Origin of the sequence: Collinsella sp. AM12-1, assembly GCF_003472325.1 — a bacterium.
Taxonomy (GTDB): Bacteria; Actinomycetota; Coriobacteriia; order Coriobacteriales; family Coriobacteriaceae; genus Collinsella.
Genome location: NZ_QRLS01000006.1, coordinates 38,028 through 55,688 on the forward strand (window position 1 = coordinate 38,028; position 17,661 = coordinate 55,688).

Below are 17,661 nucleotides of genomic sequence, written 5' to 3' on the forward strand. Positions count from 1 at the left end.
GGATGAAGAAGAACAAGAACTATGTGGACCTGAAGGACCAGCCGGTTCCCGAGGGCCAGCATCTGCTCGAGGTCGATGACCTTAAGATGTATTTCCACACCGAAGATGGCGTTGTTCGCGCTGTCGACGGTGTCTCCTACACGCTCGATCGCGGCGAGACCCTCGGTGTCGTCGGTGAGTCCGGCTCCGGTAAGTCTGTGACCGCCATGACCATCATGGGTCTTATCTCGATGCCTCCGGGAAAGATTGAGGGCGGCGACGTTCGCTATCGCGGCCGTTCTATCCTCGAGATGACCGAGGAAGAGATGCAGCACATTCGCGGTAACGACATCGCGATGATCTTCCAGGATCCTATGACCTCCTTGAACCCGGTCTATAAGATCGGCAAGCAGGTGGGCGAGGGCCTTCGTCTGCACCGCGGCTACTCCAAGCAGGAGGCGCTCAAGCGCGCTACCGAGCTTTTGGACCTCGTGGGTATCCCCGAGCCCGAGAAGCGCGTCAATGAGTATCCGCACCAGTTCTCCGGCGGTATGCGTCAGCGTGTCATGATCGCTATGGCTCTTGCCTGCGATCCCGATATCCTGATTGCCGACGAGCCCACGACGGCTCTGGATGTTACCATTCAGGCTCAGATTATCGAGCTCATGCAGGAGATGCAGGAGAAGAACGGCAACGCCATTATTATGATTACCCATGACCTGGGCGTCGTCGCCGATATGGCCGATAAGATTATGGTTATGTACGCCGGCCGTCCCGTCGAGTTCGGTACTGCTGAGGAAATCTTCTACGAGAGCCGCCATCCCTACACCTGGGGTCTTATTCGCTCCATCCCGGAGCAGGCCATCGATGAGAAGAAGCCGCTGACGCCGATTCACGGCAACCCGCCTTCGCTCATGAACCTGCCCGAGGGCTGCGTCTTCTCTCCTCGCTGCCCCTATGCGACCGACAAGTGCCGCAAGCAGCGCCCCGAGCGCGTTGTCACCGAGTCCGGCCACTATTCTGCGTGCCATTATTCCGGTGACCCCGAGTTCCTCAAGAACGCCCCTGAGACGTCCCGCACGCGCAAGGATTCCAAGAAGGGAGGCGAGGCGTAAATGGCAGACAATAACGAGCGCACTCCGCTGCTGAAGGTCGAGCATCTTTCTAAGGAGTTCCCCGCAGAGTCCGGCATGTTCGCCAAGCGTTTTTCCAAGCGCGTCGTCTCTGCTGTGAATGACATTTCGTTCGAGATTTATCCGGGCGAGACCTTTGGCCTGGTCGGCGAGTCTGGTTGCGGTAAGTCCACCACGGGCCGCACCATCATGCGCCTGACCAAGCCGACGGCAGGTAAGGTGTTCTTCCAGGGCAAAGACGTTGCCGAGATGAGCAAGCATGAGATCAAGGACATGCGTCGTGAGATGCAGTTCATCTTCCAGGACCCCTATGCTTCGCTCAATCCTCGTATGACCATCGGCGAGATCGTCTCCGAGCCCATGACTATTCATGGCGTGGGCACCAAGGAGGAGCGCATTGAGCGTGTCCGTGAGCTGCTGGACGTCGTCGGCCTCAACCCCGAGCACATCAACCGCTATCCGCACGAGTTCTCGGGCGGTCAGCGTCAGCGTGTCGGCATCGCCCGCGCGTTCGCTCTGAAGCCCAAGCTGATCATCTGCGACGAGCCCGTTTCCGCTCTGGATGTTTCCATTCAGGCCCAGGTTCTGAACCTGCTCAAGGATCTTCAGGACAAGTTCGGTACGGCGTATCTGTTTATCGCCCACGACCTGTCCGTCGTGCAGCACATCTCCGATCGCGTTGCCGTTATGTATCTGGGTAAGATGGTCGAGGTTTCGGACTGGAAGACACTCTATAGCGAGCCGCACCACCCGTACACGCAGTCACTGCTGTCTGCCGTGCCGGTGCCCGATCCGGATATTCAGAAGACCCGCAAGCGCATCATCCTCGCTGGCGATCCGCCGTCGCCGCTAGATCCGCCGACCGGCTGCCGTTTCCACACGCGCTGTCCGATCGCGCAGGGCATCTGCTCCGAGAAGCTTCCTGAGTTTAAGGAAGTTGCCCCGGGCCACTGCTGCGCGTGCCACTTCGCCGAGCCGTTCCCGATCAAGGAATCGCACATCGACCTGTAGTCGGTTGTTCTCGTCCGGGCCCGCCCTGGTGTTACTTTTCAGAACGTCCTCGGACATGCAAGTAACCCCCGCTGCGCACTTCGTGCGGCGGGGGTTACTTGCGTCCTGCGGAATGTTCTGAAAAGTAACACCAGGGTGGACCCTGCGGTAACGCGGCAGGGAGGGGTGCGATTCCTTGATCGCTCACTTAATCTAATAGGAAATTGAGCGAGGCCGGAGCTTTGGCTCCGGCCTTCCCATATAAGGGCTCGGCAAAGCCGAGCCACTAAATTCTTATCAGCCCCAGAATATGTTTAGGAACTTTGCCTGGAGCATGTTAACGTAGGTTCGGAATGGGGGCAGCTTCCCAGCGCATTCCGCAGGGGGCGGTACATTTTGTAGCGCGAAGCGCGGATCAAAATGTACCGCATGCCCGAGGACGCGCTGGGAAGCTGCCCCCATTCCGAACCGGATATACAGATCTACCTGCGCATTTACAAATTCGTAAACTTTTTTCAAAAAAGTGCTTGCACAGTTCTCGAATCATAGGTTATTATCTTCCTCGTTGAACGCGCGGGTCCAACAAAACGAACCGCGAATCAACAACATAGCATGTCGGAGTGGCGGAATTGGCAGACGCGCTAGCTTGAGGTGCTAGTGACCGCTTTTTGGTCATGCGGGTTCAAGTCCCGCCTCCGACACCATCGCATTTGAGAAGCCTCTTCGGAGGCTTTTTTGTTACCGATAGACGGTGAGGTCCACGATGGAAACGCTTGAACGCAACGAGTGGGCAGACGTTGCCCAACTAGTCGAGATCACGAGCGATGCTGTCATCATCTGCGAGCTCGACGGAACCATTCTGCATGTGAATAATCGCTTACTTGGTTTGATGTGCGAGGAACGCGCCGACGTCATCGGCGGAGATGTTAAAGACGTCCTGTACTCGTCCGCTTTTGAACGTGCGACGGAACATCGTCTGCCATTTGAAACTGATGGCTCCGAGAACGAACTGATGCTCAAGCTGAGTGACGGCTCTTTTATTCCCGTCTTGGTTCGTGCGGGCTCCGTAACGCCTCCACACATCTTTGGGCGCCGCGCACCACGTGTCCTGGTGGTGCTTCACAGTATCGAGGAACAGTATTCTCACGACCGGCAACTCAAGCGTGCGCTTTCGGAGCTTAGAGTGGCGAACAAGCGCCTCTCTGGCACGCTCTCGGTCATTATGAGTACCGTGGGCTCCGATGAGCTGCCCAGCCTACTTGATACCGTTTTGAACCAGCTTGTAGGAACGCTCGATGCTTCGGGTGCCGCTATCTATTTTTCTGAGAGCGGTGGTTTTAAACTTCGCGGTGTTTCCAAGGAGCTGTACGACAGCTACCTGCCTGAGTTTTTGCCGTATGGCGCTGGCATTCCGACGTATGTTCTTCGTGAGTCGCGTGCCTGTCGCTTGTCGATTCAACAGGACCTTGAGGGTGATAAGGTCGCCTCCGGTATGTTCATGGATCTGGACAATCGTTCTAAGCACCTGTTGCGCATGCAGGATATGCCTCCGTACCGCAGCGAGATCTGTCTTCCCGTTTTTTACGGTACGCAGATCCTTGGCGTGCTGGAAGTTGGTTGGAAACGCCCTCAGGCACCGCTCGCCTATGACGTTAATGTGCTCGAGGTCATTTGCGATTACCTGTCTATCCAGCTGGTCGGCATGGCATCGAGCCTTCGCTCCCGTCGCACGGCCGAGCTTGGCCGCTCGCTCAATGTCTTGCGTGACGAGTTGTTTACCTTTCTAGACGATTCCGCCGCGGCTACCCAGGCGGTATCGTCCGAGATCTGCAATATGCTCAACTGCCATTTTTGCCCTATTGAGTATGACGCCAGTCTGGATTCCTACGTCATAGATTTTGAAGGCGGCAGCCGCGTTGCTTTGCCGGACGATCCCGAGAAGCTTTTCTTTTCCACGACGGCGCCAGCGGCACGTCTGGGGGCTGGCCCTGATGGCTTTGAGGCATCTGTTTTGGGCGGCACGAGCGCCGAGGACCTTAAACACGTCCGTATAACTCGCGTTGACGAATCGATGCCTATGGGAGGCTGGCTTAGGGCGCATGGCCTGCCTTGCCAGGGTCTCTACGTCGACGCCGGCATCGAGGCGGGGCGCCCGCGCTCTGAGGGCGATGGCAAGCACAGTAACGACGCGATCGTTCCTGCTTCTGTTGCGAAGGGCCCGACGACGCGCGCGCTGCTGCTTCGTGATGGTAGCCAAGAGCCGATTGATGACCTTGAATATGACTACTTGGTGCACTTGGCTCATGACTTTGAACTGATCTATGAAGGCGAATCTCAAAAGCGTGAGGAGCGCCATATCGCTCAGACCCTTCAGATTGGCATGAGAAATTCACTGGGGGATGTTCCGGGAATCGCCGCCGATTCGGTGTACCTGTCGGCCACGAACTCGGCGTTGGTCGGCGGCGATTTCTATACGCTCATCCGTCTTCCCGACGATTGCGCCGTCATGATTCTGGGCGATGTGTCTGGCAAAGGCATTGAGGCTGCATCGATGTCCGCGCTCGTCAAGACGGCCCTGACGGCATATGCCTGGGAGGGCGCTGGGCCGGCCCGCATGGCACGCTCCCTTAACAGCATGCTCATGGGCTTTTCAAGGGTCGAGACGTTCGTGACGGCCTTTATCGCCAAGATTGACCTTAAAGCCGGACGTGCAACGTATTGTTCGGCGGGCCATCCTCCGACCATGGTCATCAGGCCAGAGTCGATGCCGCTGGGTGGCGGCGAGGCCCGTGGGGGGGAGGTCGAGCTGCTTGGATGCCAATCGGGGGTAATCGGTGCCTTTGAGAGCATGGTATACGAGACAGGCGTGTTTACGTTCGCTCCTGGTGACATGCTATTTATGTACACCGACGGAACAATCGAAGCGCGTGACCGCTCGGGTGCTTTCTTTGGCGAGCAGCGCCTTCGCGACCTTCTGCTCTCTGTCTCGGGTGAGGGCGTGTCGGGCATTTGCGGCAAGGTCTTGGGCGAGCTTGACCGATTTACCGAATCGGCGCTGGACGATGACATTGCATTGGTGTCCCTTGAGTTTTTACGGGGTCGTTCATAGACGACGCTGGGCGGGCTGAATCCGTACGGTTGGGGAAACGAATGCATCGAGTGGGCTTTTTTGGGGAACCATGGTCGTATGAATGAGTGGAATGACATAGTGGTTTTGACGCCACCAGGCGATATCGACATCGCCACGGTGCCTGCGCTGCGTCGGCGGTTGGATGCTTTGATTGGCCGCGGCGTGCGTCGTGTCGTCATCAACTGCCAGGCTGTTAGCTTTATCGATTCGACGGGCTTGGCATTCCTGCTTACGCGCGCTCGTGAGCTCATGAGGCGAGAAGGCCTGCTTTCGCTCGTCAATGCATCAGGTGAAGTTGTTCGCTTTTTGGAGATTGCCCGTCTTGTCGATATTCTTCATGTCGCGGGGCCGGCACGGGAGTCTATTCCCGCCATTCCGGTGGGGGAGCTGCCTCGCTGGAGTAAGAGCGTCGAGGTCCGTCAGGGTATCGAGAATCTTCCATACTACCGACATCGCATCGCCGAACTCCTTGAATCGCTTCCGTTGCGCCGTGACGAGCGCTACGATGTCGCGTTGGCGTCGGGGGAGGCGCTGGGTAATGCCTATGACCATGCGGGCGGTATCGGGTGCGTCCTGACGGTTCAGGCCTATGGCGATCGCGTTGTGGTTGAGGTGCTTGATCGAGGTGCCGGCTATTCTATCGATGAAACGAGCGAACCGGTCGCATCAGAGGAGCGCGGCCGTGGTATCAAGCTTATGCGTATGCTCGTCGATAACGTGGAGGTTGCTCGTCGTACGGACGGCGCCGGCACGCGCGTGCAGATGGTGAAGCTGTTTAGCGGAGCGCTGGAGTCGTGTGCCTAGCCAATCGCTTTAGCGCGTTTAGCTACTAAGAACATGCGGCAGACAAGTTTTTTGAAAAAAGTACTTGCGTCTTTTGGACAACTCGCGTAAATTAATAACCCGCAAGCGGACATGGCTCAGTTGGTAGAGCACAACCTTGCCAAGGTTGGGGTCGCGGGTTCGAGCCCCGTTGTCCGCTCCATTGCATTTCTGGACCGTTTAAGCGGTCCTTTTTCGGCGAAGTGGCCAAGTGGTAAGGCAGAGGCCTGCAAAGCCTTTACCCCCGGTTCGAATCCGGGCTTCGCCTCCAGGCAACATCCGGGCGCTCCGGCGCCCGTTTTGTTTTACATATGCGGACATGGCTCAGTTGGTAGAGCACAACCTTGCCAAGGTTGGGGTCGCGGGTTCGAGCCCCGTTGTCCGCTCCAAACGCAGCAGCCCGACTACTACGGTAGCCGGGCTTTTTCGTACCCATCGCTTGGGCTCGAACCCGAGAGGGAGCGAGCGTTAAGCAAACGCGGAGCGTTTGTAGCGAGCTGGCGAGGACGCCGGCAGGCGGCCGAAGCCGGTGCGGATCCGCGAAGCGAATACGCAGACGCCCCGTTGTCCGCTCCAACTATCTTACGCGGTTCTAACGAACCGCGTTTTTTGTTGACGCTGTGCGAGCCCCGGGCACCCCATCTTGCCCCTCAATCGTCGGTCGCGTACATAAAGTACGCTTCCCTCCTCTTTCGCGGCAACTTGGGGCACCCGGAGCCCGCTCGCTGTCGTGGCCGGAGGAGTGGGCCTTCCGTTCTTTTCACTGATCGATCGATTCGTCCCAGGAGACTCGAACCCGAGAGGGAGCGAGCGTTTGGGGCGTGGCTGTGGCGTTGTTTGCCGCGAATGTCCGCTTTGGGCGTATCATCGTGGGCATCTCGCAAAACCTCGTTGCAAGGGAGACTCATCCCATGGCTACAGAAAAGTCCTCGTCGCGCCCATGGATGTCCGATGCCGCGATCTATCAGATCTATCCGCGCTCGTTTAAGGATTCGACTGGTTCGGGTCTGGGCGATATCGCGGGCATTACCCAGCAGATGGACTATCTTGAGCAGCTGGGCATCGAGGCTATCTGGCTGAGCCCGTTTTACCCATCGCCTCTTGTCGATGGCGGCTATGATGTGGCGGACTACTGCGATGTCGACCCACGTCTCGGCTCGCTTGACGACTTCGATGACATGATCGCTGCGGCTCATGCGCACGGCATCAAGGTCATCGTCGACATCGTGCCCAACCATTCGTCCAACCAGCACCCCTGGTTCAAAGCCGCTCTTGCCGCCGGCCCCGGATCACCCGAGCGCGCCCGTTATATCTTCCGCGATGGTCGCGGCGAGCACGGCGAGCTGCCTCCCACCAATTGGAATGCCAACTTTGGCGGCCCCGCCTGGACGCGCGTCGCGGACGGTCAGTGGTATCTGCACATGTTTACGCCCGAGCAGCCGGACTTTGACTGGTCGTGTCCCGAGGTTCATGCGTTCTTTTGCGACGTCCTGGCGTTTTGGAGCGATCGAGGCGTCGATGGCTTTCGCATTGATGTGGCGCACGGTCTCGCCAAGGATCTCGACCGCGATGACCTCGACCGGTGGCATCTCGCCGAGGGCGATGACATGGTTGAGGACGGCACCCATCCGCTGTGGGACCGCAACGAGGTCCATGAGATCTATCGCGAGTGGCGCCGCGTGTTCGACCGTTATGATCCGCCGCGCAGCGCCGTTGCCGAGGCGTGGGTTCTGCCCGAGCGCCAGTATCTCTACGCACGCCCCAGCGAGCTTGGCCAGACATTCAACTTTGAGTTCGCCAAGGCCACTTGGACCTATGATGACATGCACGCTGCAATCGAGAAGGGCTTGAAGGCGGCCATCGAATCCGATTCCGCCTCGACCTGGGTACTCTCCAACCACGACGTGCCGCGCGTGGCGACACGCTATGCCCTGCCGCAAATCAAGGCGACGCGCTACCATCAGATTGCGCTCGACTGGCTCTTACGCGACGGGTCGTCTTATGACGAGGACCGTGAACTCGGCGAGCGCCGCGCGCGGGCAGCCCTTTTGCTTGAGTTGGCGCTTCCGGGCTCGGCATACGTGTATCAGGGTGAGGAGCTCGGCCTTTTTGAGGTGGCTGACATCCCGTGGGCTGCACTCGAAGATCCCACTGCGACCAATACGCACGGACCGAAGCGCGAGAAGGGGCGCGACGGCTGTCGTGTGCCCCTGCCGTGGGTGGCAGCGGACGATCCCGCGCAGGGCGGATCGTTTGGGTTTTCACCGGCGGACGCCGATGCGGCGCCCCATCTGCCACAGCCTGCATGGTTTTCCGATTACGCTGCCGATAGGGAAGAAGCGGACCCGGCATCGATGCTTGCGTTCTATCGCGACGCCCTCTGGCTGCGGCGCAAGCTGCGCGGGTGCGCCAACGATCTTGCGTGGCTCGATCTTGACGGGTGCACCGGCCTTGCGGATGGTGCCGAGGGCGCTGAGGGCGGCGTCATCGCCTATCGCCGCGACAACGGCTGGGCGTGTGTGACGAACTTCGGTGCAGCACCCGTGGAGCTGCCGGCGGGTAGGGTCCTGCTCACCTCATCACCGCTTGCAGATGGCAGGCTCGCGCAGGACAGCTCTGCCTGGATCATGCTCGCTGAGTTGTAGGGGGCCTCTTGCGGCGAGCTTGCGTTTGCCTACACCTTCCGTGGTGGCTGATGTCTTCGCGAGGTTCGCGAGGGCGTCGCAAAACTTTTCAAAAAAAGTTCTTGCATTTGGGTGGATCATCCCGTATATTAAATCCTCGCAGGCGGACATGGCTCAGTTGGTAGAGCACAACCTTGCCAAGGTTGGGGTCGCGGGTTCGAGCCCCGTTGTCCGCTCCATTTGGGCGTTTAGCTCAGGGGGAGAGCGCTTCCCTGACACGGAAGAGGTCAGAAGTTCAAATCTTCTAACGCCCACCAAATGTTCGCAGCTCAGAGGCTATGTCCTCTGGGCTGTTTTGTTTTGCCACCAAGCACGCCGCCAAATAAGCCGCCAAATATTGATCCAAGGTCTGTACGCGATGGTCTTCGCATCCCGTGGGGGCGCCGGCAGATTGCATGTGTCCTGGTCCATCGTGACCGCAACATGTTGGTCAAGCATAATCTTTTGGATTCTTTTGGCGTGAGCGGCTTGGTTTTGGTAGGATTTGTCAGCGGCTTGACTAAGGGGGTTTTATAACTGCCATGCAGGTAGCCGTGTTGGTAACGTTTTACCGACTTGTCCAATGCCCCTCATTTTTAATGCGTCTGCAAAATGACCAATTGCTTTGACCTGCTGAAACACTATATGTTGTGTTTGACCTAAAAAAAGAATACAGGATATAGATGCGTCTTTGTCGTATGATAGATGGCGGACAGAGAACGAGAACCTTATTCGCCCCATTTGGACACGCCTTTGAGCCGCTTGATCGGCCGCGAGGATTGTCCGCATGAGGACCTATGGTTTATCGAGAACACAGATTGCGCGACGGCGCCGCAAGACAGGGGCAAGCCCTGCCGGGCATCGTTTGGCTCTGAAGCGCAATGAGACTACGATGCGAAAGAGGCAAGAGGATGAAGATCATCAAGCGCAGCGGCACCGAGGTTGTCTTTGACATCGATAAGATCGTCAATGCCATCCGCGCCGCAAACTTGGAGGTCGAGGAGAGCTCTCGTCTAACCGACCGTCAGGTGGTTTATGCGGCACAAAATGTTGCCGAGGCATGTGAGAATGCCGGACACACCGTTTCGGTCGAGGAGATCCAGGATTTGGTCGAGGACGAGATCATGCGTCTCGACTGCTACGAGGTTGCCCGCCACTACATCATCTATCGCTATGTTCAGAGCCTGAAGCGCCAAAAGAACACGACCGATGACAAGATCCTGTCGTTGATCGAGTGCAACAACGAAGAGGTCAAGCAGGAGAACTCCAACAAGAACCCGACCGTCAACTCCGTTCAGCGCGACTACATGGCCGGCGAGATCTCCAAAGATCTGACTCAGCGTGTGCTGCTGCCCCAAGAGATCGTGGATGCCCACAATGAGGGCCTGATCCACTTCCACGATTCGGATTACTTTGCCCAGCATATGCACAACTGCGACCTGGTGAACCTGGAGGACATGCTCCAGAACGGCACCGTTATCTCGGGCACATTGATCGAAAAACCGCATAGCTTTTCGACCGCCTGCAACATCGCGACGCAGATTATCGCCCAGGTTGCTTCCTCCCAGTACGGCGGCCAGTCTATCTCGCTGACCCATCTTGCCCCCTTTGTTGAGGTGAGCCGTCAGAAGATTCGCGGCGAGGTTGCCCGCGAGCTTGAGGAGCTCGGCGTCTCTGCGTCTGCCGAGAAGGTCCGTGAGGTCGTTGAGGACCGTCTGCGCGATGAGATTCGTCGCGGCGTCCAGACGATTCAGTATCAGGTCGTGACCCTTATGACCACCAATGGCCAGGCGCCGTTCGTGACGGTCTTTATGTATCTTAATGAGGCCCGTACGCCTCAGGAGAAGCACGACCTTGCCATGATCGTGGAGGAGACGCTTCGCCAGCGCTACGAGGGTGTTAAGAACGAGGCCGGCGTTTGGATTACCCCGGCATTCCCCAAGCTTATCTATGTACTCGAGGACGATAACGTTCACGAGAATTCCCCGTACTTCTACCTGACCCAGCTGGCTGCCAAGTGCACCGCCAAGCGCATGGTGCCCGACTACATCTCTGAGAAGAAGATGCGCGAGCTCAAGCTGTCTAAGGGCGAGACCGCCGGCAACGGCGATTGCTACACCTGCATGGGCTGCCGCAGTTTCCTGACGCCCGACCGCTCGGGCAACGGCTTTAATAACGTTGCCAACGCACTGAACTATGACCCGAGCAAGCCTAAGTACTATGGCCGCTTTAACCAGGGTGTTGTGACCATCAACCTGCCCGATGTCGCGCTGAGCTCGCATCAGGACATGGACAAGTTCTGGAAGATTTTCGACGAGCGCCTCGAGCTGTGCCATCGTGCCCTGCTGTGCCGTCATGAGCGCCTGATGGGCACGCTTTCGGATGCCGCGCCGATTCTTTGGCAGTACGGCGCCCTCGCTCGTCTGAAGAAGGGCGAGACGATCGACAAGCTGCTCGTGGGCGGATACTCCACCATCAGCCTGGGCTATGCTGGCCTGTATGAGTGCGTCAAGTACATGACGGGCCACAGCCACACCGAGAAGGAGGGCACGCCGTTTGCCATGGCCGTCATGCAGCGCATGAACGACAAGTGCGCCGAGTGGAAGGCCGAAAGCGATATCGACTTCTCGCTGTACGGCACCCCGCTTGAGTCGACGACCTACAAGTTCGCCAAGTGCCTGCAGCGTCGTTTTGGCATTATCCCGGGTGTGACGGACAAGGGCTACATTACAAACAGCTATCATGTCCACGTGTCCGAGGAGATCGATGCCTTCGATAAGCTTAAGTTCGAGGGCATGTTCCAGCAGCTTTCGCCGGGCGGTGCCATCTCCTACGTCGAGGTTCCCAACATGCAGGACAACCTCAAGGCTGTCATCCGCGTGATGCAGTACATCTACGACAACATCATGTACGCCGAGCTCAACACCAAGAGCGATTATTGCCAGGTGTGCGGTTACGACGGCGAGATCAAGATTGTCGAGGATGACGGCAAGCTGGTGTGGGAGTGCCCCAACTGCGGCAACCGCGATCAGGAGAAGATGAACGTCGCCCGTCGTACGTGCGGCTACATCGGTACCCAGTTCTGGAACCAGGGCCGAACCGAGGAGATCCGCGACCGCGTGCTGCATCTCTAATAACCATCCCAGGCCGCCCCGTAGCGAGGCCCCGGACCTTTACTCGCTATTTCGACAGTCCTGGCTCACGACGGAGGCGCCACTGGCGCCTCCTGTTCGTGCGGAACTCATATCGAGCAAAGGTCCGGGGCCTCGCTGCGGGACAGCCAAGGTGATGTAGCTGAGATGCGGCATGCGGTCTGCTCGCTCCTCGAAGTTCTTAGCGGAAATGAGTTGAGCTGCAATGACGATCTGCTTGCAATGGCGGCTGAGCTGCAGCTGAGTATTTATTGGACCTCGAACCCTATACTCGATGTTCGCTTCGTTCATTGAGTTACCCTTTGCATGAGGCCGGGACATATCGTCCCGCCCGCAGTTTCGCAGGCCGAAGGCCGAGAATGTTTGAGGACGGGATGATATGTCCCGGCCTCCCGGGAGAGTTACCTATGAACTACGCGAACATTAAGTATTTCGACATTGCTGATGGGGAAGGCGTTCGTACTTCTCTGTTTGTGAGCGGGTGCCGTCGTGGGTGCAAGAACTGCTTTAACTCTGTCGCGTGGGACTTTGCTGCGGGCAAGCCGTTCGATCGTGCCGTCGAGGACAAAATCATCGAGAGTCTCGATCATCCCTTTATTGATGGCCTGACGATTCTGGGCGGGGAGCCCATGGAACCCGAGAACCAGGCGGGGCTCGTTGATTTCATTGAGCGTGTTCGCGCGGCCTATCCAGTGGGGTCGGGGAAGACTATTTGGTGCTTTACTGGCGACGTACTCGAGGAGCTTATGCCGGGCGGTCGTCATCATACCGAGGTGACGGACCGCATCCTTGCCTGCCTCGACATGTTGGTGGACGGTCCGTTTGTTCAAGATCTGTACGATATCTCGTTGCGCTTTAGGGGCTCGAGCAACCAGCGCGTGATCGATATGAACGCTACGCGCGCCCGTGCTGAGCGCGAGGGCGTTGCGCTTTGTGATGCGGTTGAACTTTGGCGCGATGATCCGGTCTATTCGACCCATACTATGTAGCTTGTGGTCGATGCCGGAGGGCGTGGTACCATAGCGCGAACGTGAAATCGGAAAAGTGAGGCCCAGATGGTCGATCAGGAAAAAGTCGAGGCCGCCATTAAGCTGTTGCTTGAGGGCGTAGGCGAGGATCCAACTCGTGAGGGCCTGCTGGAGACTCCGGCGCGCGTTGCCCGTATGTATGGTGAGATCGTCGGCGGTATGGACCAAAGTGCCGAGGAGCACCTGTCCAAAACCTTTGCCGTCGCTTCGAACGATTTGGTTATCGAGCGCGATATCACGTTCTACTCGCTGTGTGAACATCATCTGCTGCCGTTTTATGGCAAGGCCGCCATTGGTTATATCCCTAACGGTCGGGTGGCTGGGCTTTCCAAGCTCGCCCGCACGGTTGAGGTTTATGCCCGCCGTCTTCAGCTGCAGGAGCAGCTGTGTGCGCAGGTTGCCGACGCCCTCATGGAGTATCTCGCTCCCCAGGGAGCGATTGTGTTGATGGAGGCCGAGCATATGTGCATGACGATGCGTGGCGTGCAAAAGCCCGGCACCAAGACCGTGACGCTCACTCGCCGCGGCGTCTTTGAGACCGATCCCGCGCTCGAGGAGCGTTTCTTTAGGATGCTGGGCCGCTAACCATGAGGGTCGTCAACGACTTTACATCGAAGACCGATGAGGGGACGTCGCGTCGCGGCTTTATGGCTTCGGGCCTGGCCCCCTTTGGCGCCATGCCTCGCATTGATTACATTTGTGCCAACGGGCTGTTCCGGCGGCACCTGGGCAACATTGCACAGTTGGAATCGGGGCGCATCTTCTGCCGCCACGGTATTGACCATCTGCTCGATGTCGCGCGCATTATGTGGATCAAGAATCTCGAGGAAGAGCTCGAATTTGACCGCGAGGTCATCTACGCCACGGCACTTCTTCACGATATCGGCAAAGATGAACAGTATGAATCGGGTATATCCCATGATGTTGCAAGCGAACGCGTCGCTGATGCAATTCTTAGCGGCATGCCCGATGACGTGGCGTTTGAGCCGGCCGATGCCGCAGCCATTAAGACGGCCATCTTGGGCCATCGAAAGCTGCGCGTGAACAGCCAACCGCTTGAGCGCCTGCTCTATGCAGCCGACAAAGCGTCGCGTGCCTGCTTTGCGTGCCCCGCGCGCAATGCCTGCAACTGGAGCGATGATAAAAAGAACCTGTCGATTCGCGTGTAGTTAGTTTGCGCGGTCGGGGTTCTAAACGAAGGAGACGATCGCGATGAGTAACAAGAAACTGCCCGAGAGTGCAACCAAGACTGAAGGCGCCGAGCTCGTCCGCCGTGGAAGGGGCGAAATATCCACCGCAACGGCGGTGCCCCACGTGAGCTATGACGACCTGCGCCATGCCGACCGTATTGTCATTGACGGTCTTGAGGTTTTTGCCAACCATGGCGTATATCCCGAGGAGAACGCGCTGGGTCAGAAGTTCATCGTTTCTCTGGTGCTCTATGCCGACCTGCGCGCGGCGGGGGAGCACGATAACCTGGACGCCTCGATTGACTATGGTTCGGTGTGTCACGATGTCGATGGCTATCTGCGCGAGCATACGTTTAAACTCATCGAGGCAGCAGCCGAGGGGACAGCCCAGATGCTGCTGCGCCGTTATCCCTCGCTGCTTGGTGTGCGCATAAAGCTCGATAAGCCGTGGGCTCCTGTTGGCCTGCCCCTGGCAAGCTGCGGTGTCGAGATCGAGCGCGTGCGCTAACCGGTTCTAATACGTCTCTATGGGTGGCTGTTTGAGCCGCTGCGACAGAGCTCTATTGTTGGGGCAGTACGTGTCGAGCAGGGCGTGAAACCGCTGATTGTGGCTTAGCTCGAGCAAGTGGACGAGCTCGTGGGCGACAACCATGTCGAGACACTCGATGGGATAGGCGCCGAGCTCGCGTGCGATGCGAATGGCTCCGGTCTTGGGCGTGCATGATCCCCAACGCGTTTTCATGCTGCGCACGGAGATGCGGGCCACGGTGACGCCCATTGCGATTTCGTACGCGTGCACAATATCGCGCAGCGCCGATGTGACCTCGGACGTATAGAGCTGGTTGATGTGGGTTTGGAGCTCGTCGGACGTTAGGCCGTCGAGGATTGCGCGCCGCTTGGCCTGTGGGCCTTCGTTCGATTCGTCGGTACTCATAAAACTTGCGAAGGTGGCCTGCTTGGGCCGCGGTGCGGGTGATGTAAAGTTGTGATCGAGTGCGTCCTGTACCGTGATGGGCTTGCCCCAAAGTGCAATGATGGACGAGGGGCTGAGCGGCTCTCGCGCCGTCGCCTGACGTTGCTCGCGCTGGGCAAGTCGGCCGATAATCCAGGCGCTGTTGCGCTTCACAAACGCTTCGATACGCTCGCGGCTGGCGCCGAGCGGCGCGCTGGCGCGGACCTCGCCGCTCGATGTGACGCGTAGGTTGAAGTTCTTGACGCGCTTTTTGGTGACAACGACGGGAATGGGCGCCCCATCCGGTCGGGGTACGGAAATCGTAAATTGCTGCGTCAAAAGTGGTCCTTCAGATTGGGGGCGGGCTGGCATGTCGGCCGCTCGGCATGCCAGCCCGCTCAAGGGATGCGAAATTAATAACGCTCGAAGAAGGCAAGCGCGTTGTCGCTGCAGAGCTTCTGCATCACGGTCTTGCCAAAGTGCTTGGAGAGCATGTTCTGAAATTCGGGCATCTTGCTGGCATCGGAGAGGAAGGCGGGCACCGCGGCGCCGTCCCAGTCGCCGCCGAGTGCGATGACGTCTTCGCCACCCAGGTCAAGCCAGTGTTCGATATGGGCCGCCAGCTGGTCGAAGGTGACATCTGCGGCGGTCTCGTCGGTTGCGTCGTTGGATAGGAACTCGCTGCAGTAGTTGAGGCCGACGATGCCGCCCATGTCGCGAATGGTGCGGAACTGGTCGTCGGTGAGGTTGCGCTTGACGCCGCAGACGGTGCGGGAGTTGGAGTGGCTGGCGACGAAGGGGCGCGTGGCGTGGGCGACAACCTCGTTAAAGCACTCGTCGTTAAGATGGGAGACGTCGAGCACCATGCCGACGTGCTCCATCTGCGTAAGCGCCTCGATGCCGGCGGCGGTGAGGCCGGCGTGGGTGTCGTGGCCGCTCGCGAGCGGCCCCTGCGCGTTCCAGCTGAGTGATGACATGAGTACGCCCAGGCTCTTGAGCACCTCGATCAGCGCGGGGTCCTCGGCAAAGAACGTGGCGTTTTCGATGGTGTGGATGCAAGCGACCTTGCCGTCCTTGAGCGCGGGGCGAATGTCTGCCGCGCTGCGTACGTTGACCATGCGGTCGTGGTTGAGCATTGCCTGACCACTCATGTGCGCCATGATCTGCGCCTGGAAGCGCGCGGCGTGGGCGGTGGGAATCTCGTCGGGGACAAACGTGGCGAAGCACTGCGCCCACGGCGTGTTGCCGATCTTTGCGAGCGAGATGGCGCAGGCGTTGCCCTCGATGAGGTCGAAATCTTGCGGATGCGTTTCGTCGCCGGGGAAATAACCGTCGGTGCCGGCGGTAAAGCGCAGGTCGAGATCGAGCGTGGCCCAGCCGATGCGGTCGGCGGTGTCGCAGTGTAGGTCAAATACGGGATATGCCATGGTTCCTCCGGTTGCAGCGTTTCTTTGCAAACTGTCTTTGAATTGTATGACTAGGGTATAGTTAGCGCCATATGTTCATGGCGACCCACGTTGTGCGCCGCCCTTATCACGGAGGTTTCCATGTCCAACCAGGGCAAGAAGGTCAAGACCCATTATCGCGGCACGCTCGACGACGGCACGCAGTTCGATAGCTCCTACGATCGCGGCGAGCCGCTGGAGTTCACCTGCGGCGCCGGTCAGATGATCAAGGGCTTCGACGCCGCCGTTGTCGACATGCAGGTGGGCGAGAAGAAGACCGTGCACATCCCGGCTGCCGATGCCTATGGCGAGCACAATCCCGAGATGGTTTTGACCTTCCCGGCCGAACAGGTTCCCAACATCGAGCAGATCGAGAAAGGCATGAAGCTCTTTCTGTCCACGCCGAGCGGCATGCCCGTCCCCGCCGTGGTCATCGACGTAACGCCCGAGGCCGTGACGCTCGACGCCAACCACGAGCTGGCCGGCAAGGACCTCAACTTTGATATCGAGCTCGTCGAGGTCGAGGGTTAGAGCATGCCTGAACGCTTGGTTTCGACGACATGCTTGGGAAATCTCAACGATCCGTCTTATGAACTCCTGCTTCGCCGGAAGTTGGGCGGCGTCTTTGAAGTTGACGAGCTGCTGCTCGATTGGGACCAGGCTGATGTATGCGCGCTTGTGGGCGTGACGGAGCTGGGGCGCACGGTCGATGTTCGGCTGGATACTGCCGACGGCGGTCGTCTTGCCGACGGTGACGTGCTCGCTATCGACCACACGGGTGCGGTGCCCGTGGTGGTTGTCGTACGTCTGCGCAGCGCCGAGGTTTATTTGGTCGAAGTTGACCGCATGGACCCGATTGCGCTCGCGCATGCGTGCTGGGAGATCGGCAATATGCATACGCCGCTTTTCCGAGGCGATTCGGACGAGCATACCGTGCGCATGTATACGCCGGTGCAGCCTGTTTTGGGCCGCATGCTCCGGGGCGTCGAGGGCGTTCGGCTCTCGACGGTTACCCGTGAACTCGATGCGGACCGGCGCTTTGCGTCGAGTGCGGCGGATGCCGTTGTGAGTATGGCTCCCGACTTTACGATCGTAAAGAAGGCGCGCGGTTAACGTGCGTATAAGTAAGACGGACTTTGAGAGGCAACTATTCAAAGTCCGTCTTTCTGTTGATGAG

The 17,661-nt window shown here is 58.5% G+C and carries 15 protein-coding genes and 6 tRNA genes; 18 read left to right on the plus strand and 3 right to left on the minus strand.

The genetic code is table 11. From position 1 onward, the window contains the following. Positions 1–2: 2 nt before the first annotated feature. The 12 genes from DW136_RS04275 (at position 3) to nrdD (ending at position 11,851) form a co-directional block, all read left to right on the plus strand. On the plus strand, positions 3–1,094 hold the full coding sequence (locus DW136_RS04275; RefSeq protein ID WP_117564867.1) for an ABC transporter ATP-binding protein: 1,092 nt from the start codon (positions 3–5) through the stop codon (positions 1,092–1,094). Further along, the gene (locus DW136_RS04280; RefSeq protein ID WP_118289141.1) at positions 1,095–2,123 is read left to right on the plus strand and encodes an ABC transporter ATP-binding protein; all 1,029 of its coding nucleotides are present in this window, start codon (positions 1,095–1,097) and stop codon (positions 2,121–2,123) included. A 593-nt stretch (positions 2,124–2,716) separates the two neighbouring features. After that, positions 2,717–2,806, plus strand: a tRNA-Leu gene (locus DW136_RS04285). A gap of 59 nt (positions 2,807–2,865) precedes the next feature. Beyond that, on the plus strand, positions 2,866–5,211 hold the full coding sequence (locus DW136_RS04290) for a GAF domain-containing SpoIIE family protein phosphatase (protein WP_118289142.1): 2,346 nt from the start codon (positions 2,866–2,868) through the stop codon (positions 5,209–5,211). 78 nt (positions 5,212–5,289) lie between these two features. Then, complete coding sequence (locus DW136_RS04295; RefSeq protein ID WP_118066018.1) at positions 5,290–6,036, plus strand: anti-sigma factor antagonist; 747 nt, start codon at positions 5,290–5,292, stop codon at positions 6,034–6,036. Between the two features lie 105 nt (positions 6,037–6,141). Continuing rightward, a tRNA-Gly gene (locus DW136_RS04300) sits at positions 6,142–6,217 on the plus strand. A gap of 34 nt (positions 6,218–6,251) precedes the next feature. Further along, positions 6,252–6,325: transfer RNA gene (locus tag DW136_RS04305), tRNA-Cys, on the plus strand. Between the two features lie 42 nt (positions 6,326–6,367). Beyond that, positions 6,368–6,443, plus strand: a tRNA-Gly gene (locus DW136_RS04310). A 522-nt stretch (positions 6,444–6,965) separates the two neighbouring features. After that, on the plus strand, positions 6,966–8,699 hold the full coding sequence (locus DW136_RS04315) for a glycoside hydrolase family 13 protein (protein ID WP_233546535.1): 1,734 nt from the start codon (positions 6,966–6,968) through the stop codon (positions 8,697–8,699). Positions 8,700–8,841: 142 nt separating this feature from the next. Beyond that, a tRNA-Gly gene (locus tag DW136_RS04320) sits at positions 8,842–8,917 on the plus strand. A gap of 3 nt (positions 8,918–8,920) precedes the next feature. Then, positions 8,921–8,995 (plus strand) — tRNA-Val (locus tag DW136_RS04325). Positions 8,996–9,628: 633 nt separating this feature from the next. Further along, a complete protein-coding gene (nrdD, locus tag DW136_RS04330; RefSeq protein ID WP_118289143.1) occupies positions 9,629–11,851 on the plus strand; it encodes an anaerobic ribonucleoside-triphosphate reductase in 2,223 nt (740 codons plus the stop codon). Positions 11,852–11,890: 39 nt separating this feature from the next. On the opposite strand, the gene DW136_RS10110 is transcribed toward nrdD, so the two are convergent. Beyond that, a complete protein-coding gene (locus DW136_RS10110) occupies positions 11,891–12,160 on the minus strand; it encodes a hypothetical protein (protein WP_118289144.1) in 270 nt (89 codons plus the stop codon). A 116-nt stretch (positions 12,161–12,276) separates the two neighbouring features. Between DW136_RS10110 and nrdG the strand changes: the two genes are divergently transcribed. The 4 genes from nrdG to folB all read left to right on the plus strand — a co-directional run bounded on the left by nrdG (position 12,277) and on the right by folB (position 14,595). Then, positions 12,277–12,858, plus strand: coding sequence for an anaerobic ribonucleoside-triphosphate reductase activating protein (nrdG, locus tag DW136_RS04340; RefSeq protein WP_118289145.1), 582 nt, complete (start codon positions 12,277–12,279; stop codon positions 12,856–12,858). A 66-nt stretch (positions 12,859–12,924) separates the two neighbouring features. Beyond that, positions 12,925–13,482 (plus strand): GTP cyclohydrolase I FolE, encoded by a 558-nt coding sequence (folE, locus tag DW136_RS04345; RefSeq protein WP_118289146.1) that lies wholly within the window; start codon positions 12,925–12,927, stop codon positions 13,480–13,482. A gap of 2 nt (positions 13,483–13,484) precedes the next feature. Next, positions 13,485–14,066 (plus strand): HD domain-containing protein, encoded by a 582-nt coding sequence (locus tag DW136_RS04350; protein ID WP_199580163.1) that lies wholly within the window; start codon positions 13,485–13,487, stop codon positions 14,064–14,066. Between the two features lie 43 nt (positions 14,067–14,109). Beyond that, complete coding sequence (folB, locus tag DW136_RS04355; protein WP_199580165.1) at positions 14,110–14,595, plus strand: dihydroneopterin aldolase; 486 nt, start codon at positions 14,110–14,112, stop codon at positions 14,593–14,595. A gap of 6 nt (positions 14,596–14,601) precedes the next feature. Here the strand turns inward: folB and DW136_RS04360 are convergent, their stop codons facing one another. Next, complete coding sequence (locus tag DW136_RS04360; protein WP_158571435.1) at positions 14,602–15,378, minus strand: M48 family metallopeptidase; 777 nt, start codon at positions 15,376–15,378, stop codon at positions 14,602–14,604. 74 nt (positions 15,379–15,452) lie between these two features. Further along, complete coding sequence (locus DW136_RS04365) at positions 15,453–16,466, minus strand: dipeptidase (RefSeq protein WP_118289148.1); 1,014 nt, start codon at positions 16,464–16,466, stop codon at positions 15,453–15,455. 120 nt (positions 16,467–16,586) lie between these two features. On the opposite strand from DW136_RS04365, the gene DW136_RS04370 reads away from it, so the two are divergent. Together DW136_RS04370 and DW136_RS04375 are read left to right on the plus strand one after the other, a co-directional pair. Then, positions 16,587–17,015, plus strand: a complete 429-nt coding sequence (locus tag DW136_RS04370) for a peptidylprolyl isomerase (RefSeq protein WP_035138874.1) — start codon at positions 16,587–16,589, stop codon at positions 17,013–17,015. 3 nt (positions 17,016–17,018) lie between these two features. Then, positions 17,019–17,597, plus strand: a complete 579-nt coding sequence (locus DW136_RS04375; RefSeq protein ID WP_118289149.1) for an urease accessory protein UreE — start codon at positions 17,019–17,021, stop codon at positions 17,595–17,597. Positions 17,598–17,661 lie beyond the last annotated feature (64 nt).